Source organism: Streptomyces sp. NRRL S-37 (assembly GCF_000721605.1).
GTDB lineage: Bacteria > Actinomycetota > Actinomycetes > Streptomycetales > Streptomycetaceae > Streptomyces.
Genome location: NZ_JOIZ01000015.1, coordinates 136,113 through 159,688, shown reverse-complemented (window position 1 = coordinate 159,688; position 23,576 = coordinate 136,113). Strand labels below are relative to the sequence as shown.

The window sequence follows — 23,576 nt, the reverse complement described above, 5'->3', positions numbered from 1 at the left end:
GGCCCAGCACCGTCACAGGGGCCGGGCGAGTGAACGGGCCGCCCTCACGGTCGTCTCCGCGCGTCCGGTCCCGCGGTCACTCGATTCCGCTGGGAGTGGGCGTCGGCGTGCGGCCGGCGAGGACCGCCTGAAGCCGCGGTGTGCCCTGTTCGACGGCGGCCGTGGTGGCGTCGTGGTCGGCGCCGTCGAGCCCGCCGTTGGTGACCGTGATCGCGTTCGCTCCGATCTGGACGACGGCCACGTCCAGGGTGAGGGTCACGGGCTGGCCCCCGCTGTCGCCCTTCACCGTCACGGTCATTCCCTGCCGCGCGTCCCCCTCCTCGGGCAGGGACATCTCGACGACCTGGACGGTGCGGTCACCGTTGTCCCCGCCGGTCACGGTGAACTGGTCGCAGGTGTCGGGAAGCGACCGCAGCGACTTCATCGACTCGTCCAGGTCCGCCTTCTCGTAGGCCGCCACCTGGTAGAGCAGCCGGGAGTCGCCCTGCTCGAAGCCGTTGAGCGCCGACGCCCCGGACGGAGTCCCCAGCAGAGTCTCGTCGTACAGCGAGTCGATCAGCTGCTGGCAGTCCGGGGCGTCGCTCTTCCCGCTGAGGAAGGCGGCCACGTCGACCTCTCCGACGAGCAGGGAGTCCCGCCAGGTCTGCGGCTTGTCGGCCTGGGTCCAGTCGCCCTCGAGGTCCGCCGAGGTGATCAGCGCGTTCCGCGCGCCCGTCTCGCTGAGCGTCGCGCCGGGTGACGACGTCGGTGACGAGGTCGGGGAAGCGGTCGGGGACGTGGTGGTCGACGTGGGCGTGGACGTGGGTGACTCGGTCTGCGCGACGGCCGCGGCGGCGGTCTTCGACCCGGCCGACGCGCTGTTGTCCGCGTCGGAACAGGCCGCCGTGGTGAGCAGGGTCCCGGTGGCCAGTACGGCGGCCAGGACACGGGACGAGCAGACGATCGGACGAGGGGTGGTCACGAGTGCCTCCTGTGGATGGGACGAGCGCCCCGGCGCCGACCTGCCCCGAGCGCTTTTCTGCCCTTGTCCTCCCACCGCATCACCGGTCCGCCCGGGCGACCAGCGCAGCGGAGGCACATGGGTGAGAACCGCCCCGGCCGCACACCTGCGTAGCGGAGGAACCACCGGGAAGAAGCGATTCCGAGCGTGCTTCCCCGCGTCGTTCCGATGACGCTGATACGTTCCGTTTGCTACGGCATGACCTGGAAAGGAACCCCGCCACGTCCCCCATCGACAGCGAACCCACGCCTCCTTCCGAGGCGGTCAGGCGTCACCCCGCCCTGTTCCGTGCCGTCCGCCGCAGGCGGAACCCGCCGCTGCGCCGTTCGGACATCACCGTGACGGACGAGCGGGCGGTCAGGCGAGCGGTGAAGGCGGCCTCGCTCGGCAACGCCATGGAGTGGTTCGACTTCGGCATCTACGCGTATCTGGCCGGCACCATCGGCCGCGTCTTCTTCCCCTCCGGGAGCGAGACCGCGCAGCTGCTGTCGTCCTTCGCCACCTTCGCCGTCGCCTTCCTGGTGCGCCCGCTCGGCGGCATGGTCTTCGGGCCGATGGGCGACAAGGTCGGCCGCAAGAAGGTCCTCGCGCTGACGATGATCCTGATGGCGGTCGGCACCGCCGCCATCGGCATGCTGCCGACCTACGCGGCCGTCGGCTTCTGGTCACCGCTGCTGCTGATCCTCTTCCGGCTGCTGCAGGGATTCTCCACCGGCGGCGAGTACGGCGGTGCCTCCACCTTCATCGCGGAGTACGCCCCGGACAAGCGGCGCGGCTACTTCGGCAGCTTCCTCGAACTGGGCACGCTGGCCGGGTACACCGGCGCGGCGGGCCTGGTCACGGCCCTCACCGCCTGGCTCGGCTCCGACACGATGGACGCCTGGGGCTGGCGCATCCCGTTCCTGGTCGCCGGGCCGCTCGGCATCGTCGGCATCTACCTGCGGCTGAAGCTGGACGACACACCGGCGTATCTGAAGCTGGAGCAGGGCAATGTCCACATCACCGAGGCCGCGAACGCGGTGGAGACCACCGCCCACGGCGACCTCGCCAAGATCTTCCGGCAGCACTGGCGGACGCTGGTGCTGTGCATCGCCCTGGTCGGCGCGTACAACATCACCGACTACATGCTGCTGTCGTACATGCCGACGTACCTGTCGGACGAACTGCACTACAGCGAGACCCACGGTCTGCTGATCCTGGTCGCCACCATGGTGGTGCTGATGCTGATCATCACCCAGGTGGGCCGGCTGAACGACCGGTTCGGCCGCAAACCGTTGCTGATGGCCGGCATGCTGGGCTTCTTCGTCCTGTCCGCCCCGGCGTTCCTGCTGGTGCAGCAGGGCAGCCTGCTCGCCGTCTCGGGCGGCATGCTGATGCTCGGCCTGTCCCTGGTCTGCCTGCTGGGCACCATGTCGGCGGCGCTGCCGGCCATGTTCCCGACGCCGGTGCGCTACGGCTCCCTGTCGGTCGGCTACAACCTGTCGGCGTCCCTGTTCGGCGGCACGACACCGCTGGTCATCACGGCCCTCATCGGCGCGACCGGCTCGGACATGATGCCGGCGTACTACGCGATGGCCGCGGCCCTGGTCGGTGTCATCGCGGTGGCCTGCATGAAGGAGACGGCCCGGCAGCCGCTGGAGGGCTCGCCGCCCTCGGTGCAGACGGAACAGGAGGCGGCGGAGCTGGTGCGGTCACAGACACCGACACCGAAGTTCTGACGGCGCGGGCACACCCGGCGCGACCGCCGGGCCCACCGGACGGACGCCGCCGGACACACGGCCGCCGCGCGTCCGGCACATGCGCCGTGCCGGACGCGCGGCCTCATCCGCGGCCGGTCACCCCGGCCGGCCGCCCCGCTTCCGCGTCCGGGGTCACAGACCGGTGACCTTGCTGCTCGCCGAGACCTCGTAGACCAGGGTGACGGTGCGCCGGCCGCCCGGGGCCAGCGGGACGTTCCAGCGGACGATGCCGTCCGCGTCGATCGCGTCGGGCGCGGGGGAACAGTCGTCCCGGCGCAGGCGTACCTCCACCGCCGAGACCTCGGAGACCGGGACGCGCTCCCGGACGACGACCGTCCTGTCGTCGTGCTCGCCGGGGGCGGAGAACCTGGAGAGGTGCAGGCGGACGGTCCGGGTGAGGACGGTCCGCTGGGTGATCCCGGCGGTCTCGCGGGTCTCCTCGGTGTGCCGCAGCACCCGGTGGTCGTCCCGGCTGCCGAAGGCGATCTCGAGGGGGGCACCGGGGGCAGTGAAGTCCAGGGTGCCGCGTCCGGTGAACCCACTGCCGCGGACGAGGCCGACCGGCCCGGCGAGCAGGGCGTGGCCGGACCGGTTGTCGCACCGCACCACCTGGTCGACCAGGGGCGACAGCTCGGGGGAACTGGCGTACTCACTCCTCGCGGGCGAGGTGAAGGAGGAGAGCGGCACCCGGTGGGCGCGACCGTCGGCCGGCACGGAGACCGGTGCGGGGGAGTGGAGCACGCGCACCTCCCCGCCGTCGTCCACGCCCGGCAGTCCGAGCACGGGGACGGGGCCGAGGTCCGCGACCTCCTCCTCGCGCAGGTCGACGTGGACGGTGCGGCGCTCCGCGGCGGAACGCTCCTGGAGCGTCAGCCGGTCCTCGCCGAGCCGGGGCGGTTCCGCGGCTCCCGCGGAGCGGGCCGTCGACAGGGTCAGCCGTACGTCCGACCAGTCCTCGCCGGTGCGCTGCCAGACGATCGCGTCCGTGTCCAGCGTGAGGGAGTCCCCGTCGAGCACGGCCCGGTAGGCGGGCCGCCACACCGCGCACGGCGTGAGATGGCTCAGCCGCAGCCCGGCCCGCCCGGCGGCCGGGGCACGCACGGTCAGCTCGATGTGACCGACCAGCTCGGCGGGCTCCGTCTCGGAGAGGTCCAGGGCCCGCCGGGTCTCGGACAGTTCGGCGGTGACGGCGGACAACTCGGCCTCCACGGAGCGCAGCCGCTCGCCGTGGGAGTCGCGTTCGCCGTCCACCCGGTCCAGTTCCCGGGCCCAGCGGTCCCTTTCCGCCTCTCCGGAGCCGGCGCCCTCGCCGATCTCCCGCAGCAGATCGGTGGCGAGACGGCCGAGCAGATCGAGGCGGGTACGCAGCCGGTCACGCCGCTGCTCCAGGTCCGTCCGCTTCTCCTCCAGGGCCGTCACCCGCCGGCGCAGCGCGGAGTCGTCGTCGGCGGGCCCCGGCCCGCGCGGCGTCCAGCTGCGGACGATCCGCGCGTCGAGCACGGTCGCCGGGTGGCCGTCGGTCAGCTCGGCGTGGAGGGTACGGTCGACGGCCAGCGCGCTGACCGGTCCGAGACGCAGCCGCTGCGTACCGGCCTCCAGATCGAGCACGGCCGTCCGCTCGACGTGAGCGCGGTCCTCCGTACAGGTGACGGCGGTGACGGGGAGGGGGATGAGCTCCGATGACGTAGACATGCTGGGTCAGCTCCTGCGGTTGCCGCCGGTGAGGGCCTTGCCGGCCGGGATCCGGATTTCGTAGCCGCCGTCGAGAGCGGCGGTGCCGCCGGCGGGCAGTTCGATCCGCCACAGGCGGGTGCCCGGCGCGTGGCGCTCAAGGCCGGTGTCGTCCCCCGGCGCCGTCCAGCCGGCCCGTTCCTCGATCCGGATGTCCGCGTCGGAGGTGACGGGCACACGCTCGCGCACCTCCACGGAGACGGGCACCGGAAGCCGGTTGGCCAGCTCCACGTGGACGCGGTGGTCGAGCACCGTGACGTTGTTGCGCAGCCCCGCGGTCGACTCGTGCAGATTCACCCGGCGGGTGACCCCGATGGCCTCGGCCGGTCCGAGCCCCACCCGGGACACACCGCCCGGGGCGAGCGTGGGCAGCGCGGCGGTCAGCAGGAAATCCTCGTTCACGGTGACCTCCACCGGACCGGCCAGCAGGGCCTGATCGGTGGCGTTGGAGAGCACCAGCGTCGTGTACACGGTCTGCTCCACGGACGGAACGCAGATGTACTCGGTGCGCAGACCGACCGGGATCTCGCCGACGGTCACGGTGTGCCAGGTGCCGTCCGAGGGGATGTCGGCGGGGGCGGCGGCATCGAACCGGTGGTCGAAGGAGCCCGCCGACTCGCGGGGCCGCACGGCGTATCCGGGAAGGGGCAGCGCGCCCACCGTCTCGGCGCGGCGGCGGTACTCGGCGGTCACCGGGTCGAAGCCGGAGCCGGGGAACAGCCTGCCCCGGCGGCCGCCCGGCTCGTCCGGGCCGCACAGGACGAGTGCGGAGTAGTCGAGTTCGGCGCCGTCCGGCCGCGGCGGACCGGCCACGGGCACCGGCGGCGCGGCCGCGGGGAAGACCGCGGACGCGGCGGGCGGTGGCGGAGCCGCCCCGTAGGCCGCCGGGGCGGCCGGGGCGGCTCCGGGTGCTCCGGGTGCTCCGGGTGCTCCGGGTGCTCCGGGTGCTCCGGGTGCTCCGGGTGCTCCGGGTGCTCCGGGTGCTCCGGGTGCGGCGGGTGCCGCGCGGCGCGCGGTGCGCGGCCCGCCGCCCGGCCGGGCCCGGACCGGCGCCACGGCGCCGCCGAAAGCCGGTGGGGAGGCGCCCTCCGGGAGCGGGACGGGCGGGGGCGGGGGAACGGAGCCGGGCGCGGCACCGGCCACGGCATCGGGCGCCGGCCCCGTGCCGGGACGGGGGCCCGCCGTGTCGTAACCGGCGAAGAGATCGGTCAGCCCCGCCGGGTGCTCACGCCAGCCCGAAGGCGCGGGAGCGGACTGACTGCGTCCGACGCGGACCGAGCGGAGCCGGGGCAGACCGGTGCGACGGCGCAGATCGGCGGTGGCCAGGGCGATGCGCACACCGGTCCAGTCCTCCCCCGTACGCTGGGCGACCGAGGCCCGCAGCACCAGGGATCCGTCGCTCTCGCCCTCCCGGTGGGTGAGCTGGTAGGCGGGCACCCAGACGGCGCCGGGCACCCCGTACTCCACCTCCAGCTCCACCTCCGCGCCGCCCGCGCCGTCCAGCGTCAGGACCGCGCACATCGAGGCGGCCACCGCCGCCGAGGGCGCGTCGGTGGAGGCACGGGAGAGCCTGTCCACGGCGACCGTGAGCTCGTGCTCGGCCCGGCTCAGCTCCTCCTCCAGCTCACGGAGCCTGCCGTGCAGCCCGGTCAGACGCTCGTCGACGAACTCGGAGAGCTCCAGCCACGCGTCGACCGGGGTACGGCGATGCGGGTCGTCCCGCTTGCGGGCCGGCGGCACCGGACGGAGCGCCCCGACCTCCTCGATCAGCCCCAGTTGCCGGTCCCGTCGGTCCCGCGCCGCCGCCCACGCGTCGCGCAGCCGCTCCTCCTCGCGCCGCAACTCGTCGGACGGTCCCGCGTCGAGGAGTTCGGCCTCCACCTCCACCCGGGCCTCGGTGACACGTACCCCGGACGCCCCGACGACACGGGCCCGCAACGAGCCCGGGTCCAGCGAGCGGGGCAGTCCCGCCACCCGCACGCGTCCGCCCGCCGGCACCGTGCCCCGGGCCAGACGGCGGCAGAGCGCGCCCTGCGCGTACACCACCACCGAATCGAGAGTCGACGCCCACCTCGGGGCCGTTCCAGCCGTCATGTGCTCCCCCACCCAGCCGTTTCCGTGCGAGGGCAGCCTACGCGGTGACCGGCCCGGGGCCGGGGCGAGGTGGATCGTCATAATCCTCGGAACAGGAGTCGAGGAGGCGGTCACACATGCGTATCGCGGTTGTCGGAGCCGGTGGGGTCGGTGGCTGTTTCGGGGCGCGGCTGGCCGCGGCGGGTCACGAGGTCACGTTCGTGGCCCGGGGCCGTCATCTGGAGGCGGTACGCGGCTCGGGGCTGCTGGTCCGCAGCCCGCTGGGGGACGTGCGCACCCCGCCCGGCTCGGCCGTCGACAGCGTTGCCCGGCTCGGTCCCACGGACCTGGTGATCATCGCCGTGAAACTCTGGGACACCGAGGACGTCGCCGTACGACTGGCTTCCTCGAAGGCGGGGGACGCCCCTGTGCTCTCGCTGCAGAACGGCGTGCACAAGGACGACGTCCTCCGCCGTCACCTGCCCGCGGACTCCGTCCTGGGCGGAACGTGCTTCATCTCGGCCTTCATTGAGGAACCCGGCGTCGTCAGGCACAACAGCGCCCTGCAGAGGGTGGTCGTCGGCGCCCGCCATCCGGGTCAGGAGCCCGTCGTGCGGCGGTTTCTGACCGCCTGTCGTGAGGCGGGCATCGAGGCGGAGACCAGCGCGGAGATCGACAGGGTGATCTGGGAGAAGTTCGTCTTCCTCGTCGGGCTGTCGGCCACCACGACCGCCATCCGCGGGCCCATCGGTGTCGTCCGTTCCCACGAGCGTTCCCGGGCACTGCTGCGCGAGATCATGGAGGAGACCGTGGCACTCGCGCAGGCGTCGGGTGTCGCGCTGGACGACACGTTCGCCGAGCGTCAACTGGCCTTCTGCGACACGCTGCCCGCGGACATGACGTCCTCCATGCACAACGACCTGGAGAACGGCAACCGTCTCGAACTGCCCTGGCTCAGCGGGGGAGTGGCCGACCTCGCGGCCCGGCTCGGCGTTCCCGCACCGCGCAACCGGACGGTGGCCGACATCCTGTCCCCGTACGTGCTCGGAGCGGCGGCGGGGTGACGGCTGCCGCCTCACCAGACCAGGCACCAGTACGCGCCGTGGTGCCCGATGCCGATGCGGCCCTTCCGCGGCACCAGGCCGGGGTCCGGCCGGCCCACGGCCGCCATCGAGCAGGCGGGGTCGCCGACCGCGTCGGCGTCCGCCATACGGTGGGCGGCGGCCGTCGCGGCCGGGGAGGTGTACCACGTGGTGGTCACCCGTTTGCCGCCACCGGTCGTGGGCGTCGGCCCGGGTGACATGACGGACGGCGCCGATACGTGCTTCGAGGGCGCCGGCCGCGTCGTCGGTGTCCGTGTCGGCGCCGGGCGGGCCGGTGACGCCGGGTGCTCCGGCGTGGCGGGTTTCGGCGGGGGTTCGGGGATGCCGGGCTTCGGCGGGGGTTCGGGCGTGGCGGACTTCGGTGGAGGTGCGGACGTGGCGGACTTCGGTGGAGGTGCGGACGTGGCGGACTTCGGTGGAGGTGCGGACGTGGCGTGCTTCGGCCGGGGTTCGGGTGTCGCGGACCTCGGTGGAGGTCTGAGCGTGCCGGGCTTCGCCGGGGGTTCGGATGCCGTGGGCCGCGTCGGGGGTTCGGGTGTCGTGGGCCGCGGTGAGGGTGCGGGAGTCCGGGAGCCCGGTGAGGGGCGGGATGCCGCGGACCGCGTCGGTGGCGGTGGGGTTGTCGGTCCCGCCTCCGGAGTGCGCAGGGCCGACGCGCCGGTCGCGGTCCGGCCGGGCACCGGCCGGCGGCTGGGCGGCGCCGGCCGAGTCGTGGGCCGCTGACCCGGCGGGGCCGGCTCGGTCGTCGGCCGCTGTACCGGCGGTGGCGGCTCGCCGGTCGGCCGCTGTGCCGACGGGGCGGGCTCGGTCGTCGGCAGCTGTGCCGACGGTGGCGGCGGGACCGGCTGACCGGGCCGGGACGCCGTCGGCCCGGAGGACGGCGTGGACGTCGGCGTCCGCCGTGCCGTGCTCGACGGCTCTGTCGTGAACGTCCAGGACGGCAACGGGTTCAGCGTCGGAAGGGACAGGTCGTTCGAGGCCGAAGGCGTGGGACTGGGCGTGCCGCCGTCCTGCGCCACCCACACCCACACGCCGATGCCACCGAGGACGAGCACAGCGGCGCCGCCTGCGATCCACGGGGCACGCCGGGGCGGGCGTCGGTGACGGTTCATGGTCTTACTGTCCTATGCGACCTGGCAGGGCGCCTGTCGCACCGTCCGGACATCGTGCTTCCCGCCCGGCCGCTCCGCCCGTGCGGGTGACACGGAGGCTTCTCCGGCTTCCTTCCGAACGGGGTGGCTCCGGGTGCACCGTGACGACCCGGGGCCGAGTCCGGGGTCATGCGCATCCGTCCGTCAACGCGTCACCGGTGTTCTGTTCGTCCTGTCGGGCGCGGTGCAGGGAGCGGCGGCGACAGCGGCTCGAGGAAAGGGAGTACACACCTCGGATATGGGTTTACATGCCCCTGTTGTGCTGGTCCCTGCGGGCGCTGTTCCTTCTTGTGCGTGAAAACCGGGGGAGTGTGTCCCGTGCCCCAAGAAATTTGTCTTCGGGTGTCTGCCCGTCCGTTTCACCGGGATCCGGCGTCGGGGAGTCGTCGGACGTCTCGTCCGGCGTGGAGGTGGGAGACGGCGGGGAGTCCGTGGAATCGTCGGGGCCGCCGGAATCGCTCGGCGGAGAAGGAGGGATCCGGTTCCCGGGTTTGCGCGCCACTCCCGCCGGGCGCATGGTGGAAGAAGAGCGACTGCGACAGCCGGCGGCGCACGGTCCGGGAAGGATCCGTGCCTCCCGAGCCGGGGTCGCCGCTGTGCCGACCGGCAGGTCACTCCTTACCGGCCTCCTCCACGCCGATCGACCGCTTCCGGCGCCGGTACGGTGACACCTCGCGCGTTCGACGGACGATCCCGCACCGTCATCCGGCGGCTTGCCGAGCCCCGCGGAAGGAGAGAGGGCCATGCCCGCGACGGCGCCATTCCCAGGAGTGAGCTTCTTCCACAAGGGACAACGCAGCCCCCTCATCGCCTCGATGGGCAAACGCCTGGTGGCGGAAGGGTGCGGGAAGTACCGGACGGGTCCGGGCCCCGAGTGGACCGATGCCGACCAGCAGTCGTACGCCGCCTGGCAGCACAAGATCGGGTTCGAGGGAACCGACGCCAACGGCATACCGGGCAAGACGAGCTGGGACCGGCTCCGCGTCCCGGCGGCGGCGCCGGCGCCGGGACGCGGTGGTGCCCGCGTCGCATCCCCCGTACCGGGGCACCGTGTCACGACCCCCTACGGGAAGAAGGGGCCCCACTGGAGCCTGGGCCGTCACACCGGCGCGGACTACGCCGCCCCGCAGGGAAAGCCCTGTGTCGCGGTGCGCGACGGTTCCGTCGTCCGCAGCGGACACGACCGCAGTTTCGGCGACTTCCTCGTGCTGCGCGTCGGCGGGTTCGACTTCTACTACTGCCACCTCTCCGAGAAGACGGTGGAGGGGGGCCCGGTCAAGGCCGGCCAGAAAGTCGGGGAGGTCGGCTCCACCGGGAATGCCACCGGCCCTCATCTCCACTTCGAGAAACGCCCGGCCGGCCGCCGTTTCGGCTCCGACGTGCCCCCCGACTGGTGACCGGGAGAGCCCGCCGGCCCGTCACCGGTTCCCGTGAGCCGGCGCGTAGCCCGTACCGGCGGCACCGGTCGGGTGCGGGGCGTGTACGGCCCGCGGGTGCCGGAAACGCTGCCATTCTCGTCCTTCATGGACGTCAGTACCTTCTACGCGCTCTTCTCCACCACCTGCTTCACCCTGGTCGGCCTGTGGTGGAACGTGGTGCAGAGTCATACCGACTGGATGCGTGAACCCGCCCTGCGCCGCGTCGTCGGCGGGGTCTACCTGTCCTTCCTGCTGCCTGCTCTGATGGGCCTGTTCGCCCAGGTCGGCGGCACCGAGAACCCGCAGGTCTGGCGGACGGCCTTCATCGCCCTCTCCGTGGTCGGCTGTGTGTCCACCCTGCGGCTGCTGGCCCGCGCCCGCGGCGACCACTTCATCACCTGGCAGCAGGCCGCCTCCACACTGCTCTACGCGCTGATCGCCGTCGTCGGCGCGTTCCCCGGTCTCGCCCGCCACGTCGGGCTGCGCCCCATCCAGACCGGGGCCCTCATGCTGATCGTCCTGATCATTCTCGCTCACGCCCTGGTCTGGCGGTACATGGCGGGGGAGGGCCGTGCCGACGAGGACGCCTGATCTCCGTGCGTCCAGCACCTCGCCGGGGCCGGCCCGCCGCCTCCGCGGCGGTGACGGAGACGGCTCCCGGGCGCCCCGCACGACGGAAGGCGCCCGACGGCGCTCCGGGGATCAGCGGGACCGGACGGCGAGCCGGACGTCGTCCTCGGCCGGACGGCGGTAGACGCCGTCGCTCCGGTGCGGACGGCGCGGGCCGACGAGGTACCGGCGCAGAGTCACCTGGTCGATCCGGGGCCCCCTTCGCACCAGGCGCGGAGCCTTACGCGAGCCTCCTTCTCCGCGTACTCCCGGCCCGGCCACGGCTTCGCCCGTCGTGCTCCGTCTCCGTCCTTCCGGGAGCGGCACCTCCCGGACCAGGCCACCGGGACGCCGGGCATGTCGAGCGTGTCGGACGAGGTGTTCCTGCCCGGCTGCGCCGGAGCGAACTTCATCGAAGTCGCCGGACGACGTGGGATCTTCACACGTATGGGCATACGGGGAGGGCGGAAAGCGGAAGAAGGCACGTGCGGCCGGGCATACGGGCGGCGGGCGGGGCGTCGGCCCGGCAGGCAAGGAGGTCACGATGACAGGGTCGGAGTACAGGGAGGTCCACGGGCTGTCCGTGCCGACCGCTTCCGCGGCGCTGGAAGCCATCGGCGCGGGTGCCTACGTCGTCGACGAGCAGGGCTGCATCATCGCCGTCAACACCCGCGCCGAGGAACTGCTGGACCGGCCCGCCGCGGAGCTCCTCGGCCAGGACGCGCACGACCTGCTGCACCGGGACCCGCAGGGGCAGGAGCTGCCGAGGACCCAATGCGCGATGCGACAGGCGTTCCACGCCGGATACCCGGCCCAGGGCGGCGAGGACTACTTCGCACGGGGCGACGGGTCGGTGCTGCCGGTCTCCTGGCTGATCACCCCGTACGACGTCGGCGACCGCCGGGCCGCCACACTCATCGTCTTCCACACCCCCGAGCACCCACGGGACACCGGTCCGCGACCGGAGCCGGAACCGACGGCCCAGTCGCTGTCGGAACTGCAACGGCTGGCACTGCTGGCCGAGACCACCGCACAACTGACCTCCACTCTCGACGTCGACGAGGCGCTGCGGCGGCTGGTGGCCCTGGTCGTTCCCCGGCTGGCGGACTGGGTGATCATCGACCTGATCACCGAACGTGACGAGGTGTGGCGCACCGTCGTGGTCCACGCCGAGGGCGGCACGCTGGTGCGGTACGAGGAACTGCAGGGACCGATGCCGCCGATCCCCGAGGAATCCCCGATGCCCCTGTCCAGAGCCCTGCGCGGGGTCTCCTCCACCCTGGCCGGTCCGCAGACCTACCAGGGGACACCGGATTCCGGCATCGCGGTCGAACAGGGCCGCCTGTTCCACGCCACGGGGATGCACTCCGCGGCCATCGCGCCCGTCCGCGGCCCGCGCGCGGTCCTGGGCGCGCTCACCCTGGGCCGTACCGAGACTCCGGAGGCCTTCGCCCCCATGGACCTTCCGCTGATCGAGGACATCGCGCGCCGGGCCGGCCTCGCCCTGGACAACGCCCGCCTCTACCAGCGTCAGCGCAAGGTGGCCGAGACCATGCAGAACCACCTGCTGCCCCAGATGCCGGGCGTTCAGGGCCTGGAGATGAACGTCCGCTACCTGCCCGCACCCGACGCCTCACATGTCGGCGGCGACTGGTACGACGCCTTCCCCCTGCCCGACGCGTCCACCGCCCTGGCCATCGGCGACGTCGTCGGCCACGACCTGGAGGCGGCGGCCGGCATGGCGCAGGTCCGCAACATGCTCCGCGCCTACGCATGGTCCCAGCACGAGCCCCCCAGCCGCGTCGTCGAACGGCTCGACGAGGCGATCCAGCACATCACCGACGTCGCCATGGCAACCACCGTCTTCGGCCGGGTCGAAGCGGCCCACGACGGTCACTGGCAGCTGTCCTGGACCAACGCGGGCCACCCTCCGCCGCTGCTGGTCAGCCGGGACGGCCTGGCGAGCTACCTCACCGACGGCCACGGCATCCTCCTGGGCACTCAGACGGGCCTGCGGCGCCCCGACGCCACAGTGCTGCTCCCGCCGGGGTCCACCCTGGTGCTGTACACGGACGGCCTCATCGAGGCGCCCGGCCAGAGCCTCGACACGGGGCTGAACAGGCTGCGCCAGTACGCTGCCGCCCTCGCCCACCGCCCCCTCACCTCGTTCACCGACCAACTGCTCCGCCAGGTCCGCCCCGCCGGCAACGACGACGACGTGGCCCTCCTGGCCCTGCGCGTTCCCGAGAGCTGATCCCGTGAGGGATCCTCGAAGGGCCGCCCGGCACCGTCCACCGCCTGAACGAGGTCCGGCCATGGAACAGTCCGGCGACCCGCTGCCGAAGTCCTTCGCCGGCCGGGCGCCGGAACGTGCCGGGGACGGCACTCCCGGCGTCACACGGGCGGCGACGTGACCGCCGGACCGCGCGGGCACGGCCGGTACGGCGAGGACGTCTTCCGCCCCGGACAGCCGCACGAGGACGAGCGCGTCGACCGCGGCGCCCTCGCCTACGACGACATCACCCTGGCGCGGCTGCGGTCACTCGGGGCCGGCCCGGGGTGGCGCTGCCTCGACGTGGGCGCCGGAACGGGCACGGTCTCCCGCCGGCTGCTGGACGAGGCCGGGGTGACGAGCGTGCTCGCCGTGGACCGCGACATCCGTTTCCTCACCGAGCGGTCCGTGCCGGGGCTCGACGTGCTGGAGGCCGACATCACCGCCCCGGACTTCGCCCCCGGCCGGTTCCGGCTCGTCCACGCGCGCTTCGTGCTGATGCACCTGCCCGAGCGGGAACGCCTGATCAGGGCACTGGCCGGACTCGTCGCCCCCGGCGGTGTGCTGGTACTCGGTGACGCGGTCGACCTGACGAGCGACCGGGCGCCCGGCACGCCGTACACGATGGTGATGCGGGCGATGTGGCAAGGGCTGCGGGAGACCATCGGCACCGATGTCTCCTGGGTGCCGTCGTACCCCCAACTGCTGCGCGGAGCGGGGCTCGTGGGTGTCGCCGCCGAGATGTACGTGCCGCCGCTGCTGCCCGGCAGTCCCATCAGCCGCTTCTGGGCGGACACCTGGGAGCGGAGCAGAGCGGCGATGCTCGCCACCGGCCTGGTCGACGACGCCGCCGTCGACGCCGCGGTCCGGTACCTGAACTCCGACGAGTGCGCCGCGCTCTCCGCCGGCCTGCTGACCGTCTGGGGCCGGAAACCCGGGAAGGCCCGGAGCTGACCGCCTCCGACCGGAGCGGCTGCGGGGCTCAGGGCGTCGGCTCACGGCGGGACGCCGCCGCCTGCCCCTCGGCGGTACGGGTGGCGAGGTCCTCGTCGGTGATGGCGCGGACCACGCGGCAAGGGGCCCCGAGCGCGACGGTCATCGGGGGAATGCTGCGGCTGACGACACTGCCGGCGCCGATGACCGACCCGTATCCGATGCGGACGCCGGGCAGGACGACGGCGTTGCTGCCGATCCACACCTTGTCCTCGATCACGATCGGCTCCGAGAACCGCCCGAAGTCGGTGCGCCGCGAGGGGTGCACCGGGTGTCCCGTCGTGGTGAGGGTCACGCTCGGAGCGATCATCACACCGTCACCTATGCGGATGTCGACATCGTCGACGAAGGTGAGGTTCACGTTCCCGAAGAAGTCGTCGCCTATGTGGACGTTGCTGCCGAACCCGGCGTGGAACGGCGGCAGCAGCACCGTGCGTTCACCGACCGACCCGAGGATCGCGACGAGCAGCGACCGGCGTTTCTCCGTCTCGCCCGGCGGGGTGTGGTTGTACTCGAAGATCTGCTCGGTGCGGCGCCGGGGAGCCTGGAAGGCCGCTTCCGACTCGGTGTAGACGAGCCCCTTGGCGATCCGGGCCAGGACCTCTTCCTCGTGTTCCTCGCGCGCGTGCGTCACAGTGGAACGACTCCGTTCGTCCGACTCCCGGGCCCGGGCCCGGTGCGCCCTCGGCCGGCCGCGAGCGCCGAGCCCATGCCTTCGCCCGGACCGAGGCGCCCCGTCCCGCATGATGACGCCTGCATGATAATCACTACGTCGCGATGGCGGCCGGGAAGACGCCCTGTACCACCGCGCGTTCGACTGACGGGTTTCCCGGCCCTCGGCCGAAGCGCCCCGGTCCACGGCGCGGCACTTTGTCCCTGGCGAGGAAGAAGACGCGGGACAGTGCGCGAAAGGGGTTACGCGTTCACGCGAGGCCCGCTAACTTTCTTGAAATGGACCCGTCATAACCCTGTCCGGGGTGACGGTCCGGTGTTCGACGGCGCGACGGCGCGCGCCCGTACTCCTTCACGGCAGGCACCCGTGGTCTGCCGCCACCCCGCCTATTCCTGGAGACTTCCGTGCGCACGAAACCGCTCGGGCACAGACGTGTCCGCATGCTGCTGACGGCCGTGGCGTGTGCCATGGGCCTGGCGCTGCCCGTGGGCCCGGCCGCCGGGGCCCCTGCCGCCCCGGCCGGGCCGGTCGGCGCCGCCGCGGCGGCCGAGGACTTCCAGCAGGTCACCCTCGCCAAGGGCGTGGCGGAAATGGGCGAGCCCATGACCCTGGCCGTCCTGCCGGACCGCTCCGTCCTGCACACCTCACGCGACGGCACCCTGCGCCGGACCGACGCGTCCGGCACCACCACCGTCGCCGGCCGGCTGAACGTCTACAGCCACGACGAGGAGGGCCTGCAGGGCGTCGCCGCCGACCCCGGCTTCGCCTCCAACCGCTTCGTCTACCTGTACTACGCGCCCCCGCTGGACACCCCGGCCGGTGACGCACCGTCCGACGGAACGGCATCCGACTTCACCCCGTTCGACGGCGTCAACCGGCTGTCCCGGTTCGTCCTGCGCACCGACGGCACCCTCGACGTGGGCAGCGAGAAGAAGATCCTCGACGTGCCCGCCTCCCGCGGGCTGTGCTGTCACGTCGGCGGCGACATCGACTTCGACGCCGCGGGCAACCTGTACCTGTCGACGGGCGACGACACCAACCCCTTCGCCTCGGACGGCTACACCCCCATCGACGAGCGGGCCTCCCGCAACCCCGCCTACGACGCCCAGCGTTCCTCGGGCAACACCAACGACCTGCGCGGCAAGATCCTCCGCATCAAGGTGAACGCCGACGGCACGTACGGCATCCCGGCGGGCAACCTCTTCGCACCCGGCACCGCCCGGACCCGGCCCGAGATCTACGCGATGGGCTTCCGCAACCCCTTCCGGATGAGCGTCGACAAGGCCACGGGCACCGTCTACGTCGGTGACTACGGCCCCGACGCGGGCACCGCCAGCGCCACCCGCGGCCCCGGCGGACAGGTCGAGTTCAACCGGATCACCAAGGCCGGCAACTTCGGCTGGCCCTACTGCACCGGCAAGAACGACGCCTACGTCGACTACGACTTCGCCACCGGAGCCTCCGGTTCGTCCTTCGACTGCGCGGCGCCGAGGAACACCTCGCCGCGCAACACGGGCCTGACCGACCTGCCGCCCGTCCAGCCCGCGTGGATCCCCTACGACGGCGGCTCCGTCCCCGAGTTCGGCAACGGATCCGAATCGCCCATGGGCGGCCCTGTCTACCGTTACGACGCGAACTCCACCTCCGACGTGAAGTTCCCCGCCGAGTACGACGGCGACTTCTTCGCCGGTGAGTTCGGCCGCCGCTGGATCAAGCGCATCGAGACCGGCGGCGACGGAACCGTGCAGGCCGTCAACGCCTTCCCCTGGACCGGCACCCAGGTGATGGACATGGCCTTCGGCCCGGACGGCGCCCTCTACGTCCTCGACTACGGCACCGGCTACTTCAACGGCGACGCCAACTCGGCCCTCTACCGCATCGAGCACGTGACCGGCGGACGCGCACCGCTCGCCCAGGCCAAGGCGGACACCACCTCCGGCAAGGCGCCGCTGTCCGTCACCTTCTCCTCGGCCGGCAGCTCCGACCCGGACGGGGGCGCGCTCGCCCACGCCTGGACCTTCGGCGACGGCGCCACCTCCACCGCCGCGAACCCGTCCCACACCTACACCAGCAACGGGCAGTACACCGCCACGCTGAAGGTCACCGACCCCACCGGCAAGTCGGCCACGGCGTCCGTGCAGATCACCGTCGGCAACACCGCCCCGACCGTGCGGCTCGACACGCCCGCCGACGGACGGATCCACGACTTCGGCGCCGCCATCCCCTTCAAGGTCACGGTCACCGACCCGGAGGACGGCACGGTCGACTGCGCCAAGGTGAAGGTCACCTTCATCGTCGGTCACGACAGCCACGGCCACCCGCAGACCTCGGCCACCGGCTGCACCGGCACCCTGCACACCCTGGCGGACGGCGAACACGACCCCAACGCCAACATCTTCGGCGTCCTCGACGCCGAGTACACCGACAACGGCGCGAACGGCCAGCCCGCCCTCACCGCGCACGACCAGCACATCACCCAGCCCAGCCACCGGCAGGCCGAGCACTACGGCGACTCCGCCGGCGTCCAGGTCATCAACCACACCAACGCGCACGGCGGCAAGACGGTCGGCGAGATCCACAACGGCGACTGGATCTCCTTCACCCCCTACAGCCTCGACAACACCAGCGGCTTCACCGCCCGCGTCTCCTCGGCCGGCACCGGCGGCACCCTCGAGGTCCGCGCCGGCTCCCCGACCGGCACCCTGCTCGGCACGGCCACCGCACCGGTCACCGGCGACTGGGAGACCTTCCAGGACGTCTCGGCGTCCCTGACCGGTCAGCCGGCCGGCACCACCACCCTCTACCTCGTCTTCAAGGGCGGCAGCGGCGCGCTCTACGACGTGGACGCAGATCTGGACGTGCAACTCCTCGGCGGCACAGCGCTGGACGGTGGCCGGTGACGGGTCGCTGCGGGCGCTCGGCAAGTGCCTGGACGTCTCCGGCGGCGGCAGCGCGGACGGGACGCGGATCCAGCTGTGGACGTGCAACGGCACGGGGGCGCAGAAGTGGGCGGCCCAGTCGGACGGTACGGTGCGCAATCCGCAGTCGGGCAAGTGCCTGGACGCCTCGGGCGGTACCTGGGAGGACGGCACCCCCGTCCACCTGTGGACCTGCCACACCGGCCCCAACCAGAAGTGGACCCTGCCTCTGCCTGACGCCGCAGACCACAGCCCTGTCCACAGCCGCACCGGCGGCCCACCACAGCGCGGACGAGGTGCCGGGCGCGGCGGCCGACCCCGCGTACAGGATCCTTGTCTTCTCCAGGACCACGGGATTCCGTCACTCCTCGATCGATGAGGGCGTCACGGCACTGCGCGACCTCGGGGCGGCGAACAACTTCACCGTCGACGCCACCGAGGACCCGGCGGCCTTCACCACCGCCAATCTGGCCCGGTACCGGTCCGTGGTCTTCCTCTCCACCACCGGCGACGTCCTCGGAGCCGCCCAGCAGACCGCGCTCGAGCAGTACATGGGTTCGGGCGGCGGCTACGTCGGCATCCACGCCGCCGCCGACACCGAGTACGACTGGCCCTTCTACGAAGGACTGGCCGGCGCCCTCTTCCAGTCCCACCCCGCCATCCAGCCCGCGACCGTCGAGGTCGAGGACCGGGCGCACGACGCCACCGCGCACCTCGCCGGCACCTGGCAGCGCACCGACGAGTGGTACAACTACCGCACCAACCCCCGCACCACCGCCCACGTCCTGGCCTCACTGGACGAGTCCAGCTACTCCGGCGGCTCCATGTCCGGCGACCACCCGATCGCCTGGTGCAAGGACTACGCCGGCGGCCGGGCCTTCTACACCGGCGGCGGTCACACGGAGGAGTCCTACGCGGACCCCGCCTTCCGCCGTCACCTGCTCGGCGGCATCCGCTGGGCGGCCGGCACGACCAAGGCCGACTGCCGCCCGGAGACCGGCTACACGCCCCTGTTCGACGGCACCGGCACCACCGGCTGGAAGCAGGCGGGACCCGGCGGCTTCACCCTGGCCGACGGCACCCTCACCTCGCACGGCGGACTGGGCCTGCTCTGGTACGACGCCCGGGAGTTCACCGGCGACTACTCGCTGAAGCTCGACTGGAAGCTGAACGGTGACGACAACTCCGGTGTCTTCGTGGGCTTCCCGGCCTCCGACGACCCCTGGTCGGCGGTGGACAACGGCTACGAGATCCAGATCGACGCCACCGACGCGGCCGACCGCACCACGGGATCCGTCTACGGATTCCGGTCCGCCGACCTCGACGCGCGCGACGCGGCGCTGAATCCGCCGGGGGAGTGGAACACGTACGAGATCCGCGTCACCGGAGAGCGGCTGGAGGTCTTCCTCAACGGCCGGAAGATCAACGACTTCACCAATACCGACCCGGCGCGCAGCCTGGCCCAGGGCCACATCGGCCTGGGCAAGTGCCTGGACGCCTCGGGCGGTACCTGGGAGGACGGCACCCCCGTCCACCTGTGGACCTGCCACACCGGCCCCAACCAGAAGTGGACCCTGCCCTGATCCCGGCAACTTCCCCGGTCCGTCCGCCGCTTGACGCTCTCGACCAGGGGTAGCCGGTAGGGCGTCGGAGACGGACAAGGCACAGTGCACAAGGAGGCCGGTCATGGAAGCGCGTCACGAGGACGGCGTACAGGAACTCGGTGACCTCGAACCGGGCACGCGCCAGCGCGACCGGTTACGCGCACGCGTCGCCGACATCGCCTGGACGGCACTGTGCGTGGTGCTCGCCCTGTGGGCGGTGTGGGGCGTCGTCGGCGTGGCGCGCGGAACGGCGGGATGGGTGTACAGCGCGGTGGCCTGCGTGCTGCTGGCGGTCGCGCTGTACGCCCGGACGGTGAGCGCCCGTCGCGGCGACGTCCGGCCCGGACGGTAGGGGCGGCGATGGAACGGCTCAACACCTTCCTCGGCCGCCACATATGGGCTCAGGTCCTGCTCGTCGTCCTCCTGGGCTGGGCGGTGACCATGCTGATGTCACCGGGGGAGCCGGCCCTCGTGGTGCTGGCGCGGTCCGCCGTGACCTCGGTGGGCGCGGTGGCCGTCCTGCTGGTGCTGCGGGCCCGGGAGAAACGCGCGGCCGGCGGCTCGGGCGACCGGCTGGTCACCCTGGACCACCGGCTGCGCCACGGGGAGATCCCCTCCTCGCCGGCCGACCGGGAGGCCATGCTGGGCCTGGTGGAGCAGCGGCTGCACCGCACCCGGCACCGGCGCCCCGCCCTGGCGGTCCTCTGTCTGATGTACGCGCTGCTCGTCGCCGCGCCGCTCCTCCTGGGCCAGGTCCGGCAGGCACTGGTCCTCGGTCTGCTGGGCGCGGTCGTTCTGCCGCTGCTGACATGGCAGGGCGGCCGGCAGGTGCGGCGCCTGCGCGAGGTGCGCGAGACCCTCCGCGGGAGCCACGGCGGAGCGGACGCCGGCGGTGGGGCGCCGGAAGGACGGGAGCCCCGACGGCCCCGGCACGACGGGTAGTCCGCCCCGCCTCCCCCCAGCGCCACCGGCACACCGCTCACCGGGGGCCGGGGCGCGGGAGGCCGCGTTCGCGCAGCACCGCGCACAGCGCGGTGACGGCATCCGCTCCGTCAGCTTCGCAGAGTGAAGAAGTGCAGCGGGCTGTTCGGCTCGAAGCCGATCCGCGGGTACACGGGGGCCCCGGCGGCGGTCGCGTGCAGTGTGGCGCGGGTCAGGCCGGTGGCCCGGGCGCCCTCGTACAGGGCCTTGCGGGTCACCGCCTCCCCGTACCCTCTGCGCTCCCACCGCGGGTCCGTGGCCACCAGGACGACGAAGAGACGGCCGTCCGCCTCCACGGCCCCGGCGCACGTCACCGGAACGCCGTCCCGTACGCCCAGGTAGGCGTGCACTTCCGTCCTCCACAGCCTCGAGCCCACGAGGCCGTCGCGGCCGGCCTCCAGCGGCATGCCGTAGGCGCGCGAGTTGAGGTCGGCGTAGGCCCGCAGGTGCTCGTCCGTGCGGACCCGCGTGAACGTCAGGTCCGGGTGCGCCGGTTCCGGGACCGGCAGCAGGTCGCCTGCCATACCGGTGCCCGAGAAGGCGTGCACCAGACCGGCCCGCTCGGCCGCTTCCGTCAGGCGCGGGCGTGCCCCGGCGTCGAGGAGGTCCTCGAAGACCCACAGAAAACCCGCGTGTCTCTTCGCCCGCATGATGTCCGCCGCCTGCCCCAGGCGCTTCTCCATGAGGACCGCGTCCGCCCCGGCGTCGGTGAGCGTGACGCAGTTCCAGAAGCCGAACCGGGACTCCGCCCAGCGCACCGCGATGCCCGGCAGGTCCCGTACGTCCGCGTCCGGATCCCGGTCGAGCACCATGTCCCGCCAGACCGTGGCGAGCTGCTCCATCGATTCCATCGCGTCAGCGGAGTTCCGCGTCACCTTGTCCCCTTCGTTCGATCACCGGTCGGGACATGTCTGCCCACCGGGACCGGCGAAGCACGCCCGAACCGGCTGGAACGGCCCCGCTCACGGATGACCGGGCGCAGCCGGTGGCCTCCGCCGCCGGGTGTGCCGGCGGCGGAGGGAAGGGACGAGATCACGCGGAAGCCAGGTCATGGGCGTGAGCCGGCCGGGCCGGGGAGCGCCGCGCAGAGGGATGCCGTCGCAGCCGGCCGGTGTCACGTGGCACGGTGGAGTCCGTCCCGCGCGTCGGCCGTCGTTCCCGGACCGGATGCGGCGGGAGACACGGGCGGCAGGCTCGAGGCGAGGTCCGGCAGCAGGACGGGCTCCAGCCGGACCCGTTCCTGCCGGCTCAGGTAATCCTCCAGTTCCGGCGGCCGGTAGTCCGGGTCCCGGTCGTAGCGCTCCTTGGCGGGCACCGCCAGGAACTCGTTGCCGTCGGGCTCGCCGTGGTCGTCCACCGCCTTCCCGAGCGGCCGGTGCAGCGGCCTGGCCAGCCGGTACACGCCCGTTCGTGAGGCGTGGAGAGTGCCCGAACCGTCCGGCCGTACACGGAAGTCGACGCATTCCTCGGGCTTCATCACCCGGGGCCCCTCCGCGCCGAGCGCATCGGCGTCGAACTCCAGACCGTGCCTGCGGGCATGGGCGACCATCCACAGCAGGGCGATGTCGGACAGTCCCGTCTCCTGGTAGCCGCCGCCGACGTCGCTGTGCACCCCGGCGAACCACACCTGCTTCAACTCCTGTCCCCGCGTGGCGGAGCCGGGACGCCGGTGCCACAGGGCCGGCCGGAACGCCGAGCGCTGTTCGTCGACGGCCAGCGCGTGGAAGGCCGCTTCGACCCGGTCGCTCAGCTCGGTGTCGTGGAACGCCCAGCGGCGGTTGAACCGGTCCGCGGCCGGCCGCAGCCAGGGGGCGTCCGGGACCGGGATGCCCAGGGCGCCCACCGTGTCCCACACCCCGACGAACCTGATCTCCGTCTCGCGCGCGTACGAGCGGCGGAACAGCGTGGCGGCCGCGCCGTTCGGCTGCTCGACGCGGTCACGGTACAGAGCCCAGGCCTCCGGGATCCGGCCGGCGTGGTCCCGGCGCAGGACGCCGCTGTGGTGCACCAGCCCCGCCAGGCTGCGGGCGGTGAACGCACCGCGGCTGAAGCCGAAGAGGAACAACTCGTCGTCGGGCTCGTACGTCTCGACGAGGAACCGGTAGGCGTCCATGACGTTCCGGGACAGCCCCACACCGAACGCGCCGCCGCGCAGACGCTCCCAGCGGTGGGTGCCGACGCCGCTGTGGTAGTAGACGCGCTGTTCCTTCCCGGCGGCGGACCCGGGGCGCACGGACAGGGCGACCTTGGCGACATTGGTCTTGCTCGGCTGGTCCGCGAAATTCCATGTGCCGTCACAGCAGACGACCAGACGCTTGGCCATGACCATCCCCTCCTCGCGAGAGCGTGGAGCGGCACACAGCGCCACTCCCAGGGTCTCACCGGCCGGCGCCCCGCGCCATGCGGCAGCCGCTCGACGCGCTCACTGGTACGGAAGACGTCGGTGGAGGGCCGGCTGCGCGATGTCGCGCTGGTCATCGGCGACGTCGTCCGCGTGGAGATCGCCGACCTGGAGTTTCGGGCCGCCCCCGGCAACAAACCGGACGTGTCGGCGTCCGGCCTGGAGATGCGGTTCCTGGGGGACCTCCGGTTCATCGACACCCTGCGCAGCGCCCTGCCCGCCGACGCCTTCGGTTCCGGCGCGTATGTGGACGTCCAGCCCTGGGGCATCCGCACGGGGTACGCGCTGGCCCTCCCCGCCATCGGAATCGGCGTCTTCTCACTCGCCGACGTCTCCCTGAGGACGGAACTGACCATCCCCTTCGACCCCGGCAAGGCCCTCTCCTTCCGCTTCTCGGTCTCCGAGCGGCAGCGTCCCTTCAACGTCACCGTCTCCCTGTTCGGCGGTGGTGGCCACTTCTCCCTGCTGGTCGACGCGGCCGGTGTCATCGAGGTCGAGGGCGCCATCGAGTTCGGCGGGGGAGCGGCACTGAACCTGGGCGTGGCGAGCGGCGGGGTGACCGTCATGGCCGGTGTCCGCTTCGAAGTCCGGGACAAGGGCGCGAAGGTGGGCGGCTACCTGCGCTGCAACGGATTCCTGAGCGTGCTGGGCATCGTCACCGTTTCCGTCGAGTTCTATCTGGAGCTCACGTACGAGAAGCACGGCAACGAGTCCGTGGTCCGGGGGAGGGGCACCCTCACGGTGAGTGTGAAGATCGCCTTCTTCAGCAAGTCCGTGTCCCTCGAGCTCGAACGGAGTTTCTCGGGTGCGCCGGGTGACCCCTCCTTCGTCGACTGCTTCGACAAGGAGACGCACTGGGAGGACTACTGCCTGGGCTTCGACGGCGATCCGTAGACCGGGCGGGAAGTGA

General features: G+C 72.5%; 17 protein-coding genes and 1 pseudogene. 11 read left to right on the top strand and 7 right to left on the bottom strand.

Going from position 1 to position 23,576, the window contains the following annotated elements; translation table 11 throughout:
• Positions 1 to 76 precede the first annotated feature (76 nt).
• Positions 77 to 961 carry a hypothetical protein gene (locus tag IH50_RS0122090; RefSeq protein WP_030864938.1) on the bottom strand — a complete coding sequence of 295 codons (885 nt, stop codon included), beginning with the start codon at positions 959 to 961 and terminating at the stop codon, positions 77 to 79.
• A gap of 242 nt (positions 962 to 1,203) precedes the next feature.
• Here IH50_RS0122090 and IH50_RS0122085 point away from each other — a divergent pair, with 242 nt between their 5' ends.
• Positions 1,204 to 2,718, top strand: a complete 1,515-nt coding sequence (locus tag IH50_RS0122085; RefSeq protein ID WP_030864936.1) for an MFS transporter — start codon at positions 1,204 to 1,206, stop codon at positions 2,716 to 2,718.
• Positions 2,719 to 2,871: 153 nt separating this feature from the next.
• Here IH50_RS0122085 and IH50_RS0122080 read toward each other — a convergent pair whose 3' ends face one another.
• Positions 2,872 to 4,431: a DUF4139 domain-containing protein gene (locus tag IH50_RS0122080; RefSeq protein WP_030864934.1), complete on the bottom strand. Its 1,560-nt coding sequence runs from the start codon at positions 4,429 to 4,431 to the stop codon at positions 2,872 to 2,874.
• 6 nt (positions 4,432 to 4,437) lie between these two features.
• Complete coding sequence (locus IH50_RS0122075) at positions 4,438 to 6,564, bottom strand: DUF4139 domain-containing protein (RefSeq protein ID WP_051767406.1); 2,127 nt, start codon at positions 6,562 to 6,564, stop codon at positions 4,438 to 4,440.
• 116 nt (positions 6,565 to 6,680) lie between these two features.
• Here IH50_RS0122075 and IH50_RS0122070 point away from each other — a divergent pair, with 116 nt between their 5' ends.
• Complete coding sequence (locus IH50_RS0122070; RefSeq protein WP_030864929.1) at positions 6,681 to 7,607, top strand: ketopantoate reductase family protein; 927 nt, start codon at positions 6,681 to 6,683, stop codon at positions 7,605 to 7,607.
• Between the two features lie 11 nt (positions 7,608 to 7,618).
• On the opposite strand, the gene IH50_RS37925 is transcribed toward IH50_RS0122070, so the two are convergent.
• Positions 7,619 to 7,804: a hypothetical protein gene (locus IH50_RS37925; RefSeq protein ID WP_037872673.1), complete on the bottom strand. Its 186-nt coding sequence runs from the start codon at positions 7,802 to 7,804 to the stop codon at positions 7,619 to 7,621.
• A gap of 1,736 nt (positions 7,805 to 9,540) precedes the next feature.
• On the opposite strand from IH50_RS37925, the gene IH50_RS43590 reads away from it, so the two are divergent.
• From IH50_RS43590 to IH50_RS0122030, 4 genes are all read left to right on the top strand, one after another.
• On the top strand, positions 9,541 to 10,194 hold the full coding sequence (locus IH50_RS43590) for a peptidoglycan-binding protein (protein WP_037872671.1): 654 nt from the start codon (positions 9,541 to 9,543) through the stop codon (positions 10,192 to 10,194).
• A gap of 126 nt (positions 10,195 to 10,320) precedes the next feature.
• Positions 10,321 to 10,806 (top strand): hypothetical protein, encoded by a 486-nt coding sequence (locus tag IH50_RS0122050; RefSeq protein WP_030864923.1) that lies wholly within the window; start codon positions 10,321 to 10,323, stop codon positions 10,804 to 10,806.
• 562 nt (positions 10,807 to 11,368) lie between these two features.
• On the top strand, positions 11,369 to 13,078 hold the full coding sequence (locus tag IH50_RS0122040; protein ID WP_030864920.1) for a SpoIIE family protein phosphatase: 1,710 nt from the start codon (positions 11,369 to 11,371) through the stop codon (positions 13,076 to 13,078).
• Between the two features lie 156 nt (positions 13,079 to 13,234).
• Complete coding sequence (locus IH50_RS0122030; protein ID WP_030864917.1) at positions 13,235 to 14,050, top strand: class I SAM-dependent methyltransferase; 816 nt, start codon at positions 13,235 to 13,237, stop codon at positions 14,048 to 14,050.
• Between the two features lie 28 nt (positions 14,051 to 14,078).
• Here IH50_RS0122030 and IH50_RS0122025 read toward each other — a convergent pair whose 3' ends face one another.
• Positions 14,079 to 14,723, bottom strand: a complete 645-nt coding sequence (locus IH50_RS0122025) for a sugar O-acetyltransferase (RefSeq protein ID WP_030864913.1) — start codon at positions 14,721 to 14,723, stop codon at positions 14,079 to 14,081.
• 479 nt (positions 14,724 to 15,202) lie between these two features.
• On the opposite strand from IH50_RS0122025, the pseudogene IH50_RS37920 reads away from it, so the two are divergent.
• From IH50_RS37920 to IH50_RS0122005, 4 genes and pseudogenes are all read left to right on the top strand, one after another.
• Positions 15,203 to 17,909: pseudogene (locus IH50_RS37920) on the top strand (PQQ-dependent sugar dehydrogenase); the annotation flags it as partial.
• Between the two features lie 4 nt (positions 17,910 to 17,913).
• Positions 17,914 to 19,263: a ThuA domain-containing protein gene (locus IH50_RS0122015; protein WP_051767413.1), complete on the top strand. Its 1,350-nt coding sequence runs from the start codon at positions 17,914 to 17,916 to the stop codon at positions 19,261 to 19,263.
• Between the two features lie 103 nt (positions 19,264 to 19,366).
• The gene (locus IH50_RS0122010; protein ID WP_030864908.1) at positions 19,367 to 19,636 is read left to right on the top strand and encodes a hypothetical protein; all 270 of its coding nucleotides are present in this window, start codon (positions 19,367 to 19,369) and stop codon (positions 19,634 to 19,636) included.
• 8 nt (positions 19,637 to 19,644) lie between these two features.
• Positions 19,645 to 20,226, top strand: coding sequence for a hypothetical protein (locus IH50_RS0122005; RefSeq protein ID WP_051767405.1), 582 nt, complete (start codon positions 19,645 to 19,647; stop codon positions 20,224 to 20,226).
• Between the two features lie 110 nt (positions 20,227 to 20,336).
• Here the strand turns inward: IH50_RS0122005 and IH50_RS0122000 are convergent, their stop codons facing one another.
• On the bottom strand, positions 20,337 to 21,116 hold the full coding sequence (locus tag IH50_RS0122000) for a GNAT family N-acetyltransferase (protein WP_030864901.1): 780 nt from the start codon (positions 21,114 to 21,116) through the stop codon (positions 20,337 to 20,339).
• A 263-nt stretch (positions 21,117 to 21,379) separates the two neighbouring features.
• Entirely contained in the window at positions 21,380 to 22,588 is a 1,209-nt protein-coding gene (locus IH50_RS0121995) for a DUF2235 domain-containing protein (protein WP_030864898.1), read from the bottom strand.
• 120 nt (positions 22,589 to 22,708) lie between these two features.
• Between IH50_RS0121995 and IH50_RS0121990 the strand changes: the two genes are divergently transcribed.
• Positions 22,709 to 23,560 (top strand): hypothetical protein, encoded by an 852-nt coding sequence (locus tag IH50_RS0121990; RefSeq protein WP_030864895.1) that lies wholly within the window; start codon positions 22,709 to 22,711, stop codon positions 23,558 to 23,560.
• Positions 23,561 to 23,576: the final 16 nt, after the last annotated feature.

What these genes read in the sequence shown, in the direction of transcription:
- IH50_RS0122080 (WP_030864934.1), bottom strand. Translation starts at nt 4,431, where the DNA reads ATGTCTACGTCATCGGAGCTCATCCCCCTCCCCGTCACCGCCGTCACC.
- IH50_RS0122075 (WP_051767406.1), bottom strand. Translation starts at nt 6,564, where the DNA reads ATGACGGCTGGAACGGCCCCGAGGTGGGCGTCGACTCTCGATTCGGTG.
- IH50_RS0122070 (WP_030864929.1), top strand. Translation starts at nt 6,681, where the DNA reads ATGCGTATCGCGGTTGTCGGAGCCGGTGGGGTCGGTGGCTGTTTCGGG.
- IH50_RS43590 (WP_037872671.1), top strand. Translation starts at nt 9,541, where the DNA reads ATGCCCGCGACGGCGCCATTCCCAGGAGTGAGCTTCTTCCACAAGGGA.
- IH50_RS0122050 (WP_030864923.1), top strand. Translation starts at nt 10,321, where the DNA reads ATGGACGTCAGTACCTTCTACGCGCTCTTCTCCACCACCTGCTTCACC.
- IH50_RS0122040 (WP_030864920.1), top strand. Translation starts at nt 11,369, where the DNA reads ATGACAGGGTCGGAGTACAGGGAGGTCCACGGGCTGTCCGTGCCGACC.
- IH50_RS0122010 (WP_030864908.1), top strand. Translation starts at nt 19,367, where the DNA reads ATGGAAGCGCGTCACGAGGACGGCGTACAGGAACTCGGTGACCTCGAA.
- IH50_RS0122005 (WP_051767405.1), top strand. Translation starts at nt 19,645, where the DNA reads ATGGAACGGCTCAACACCTTCCTCGGCCGCCACATATGGGCTCAGGTC.
- IH50_RS0122000 (WP_030864901.1), bottom strand. Translation starts at nt 21,116, where the DNA reads ATGGAATCGATGGAGCAGCTCGCCACGGTCTGGCGGGACATGGTGCTC.
- IH50_RS0121995 (WP_030864898.1), bottom strand. Translation starts at nt 22,588, where the DNA reads ATGGCCAAGCGTCTGGTCGTCTGCTGTGACGGCACATGGAATTTCGCG.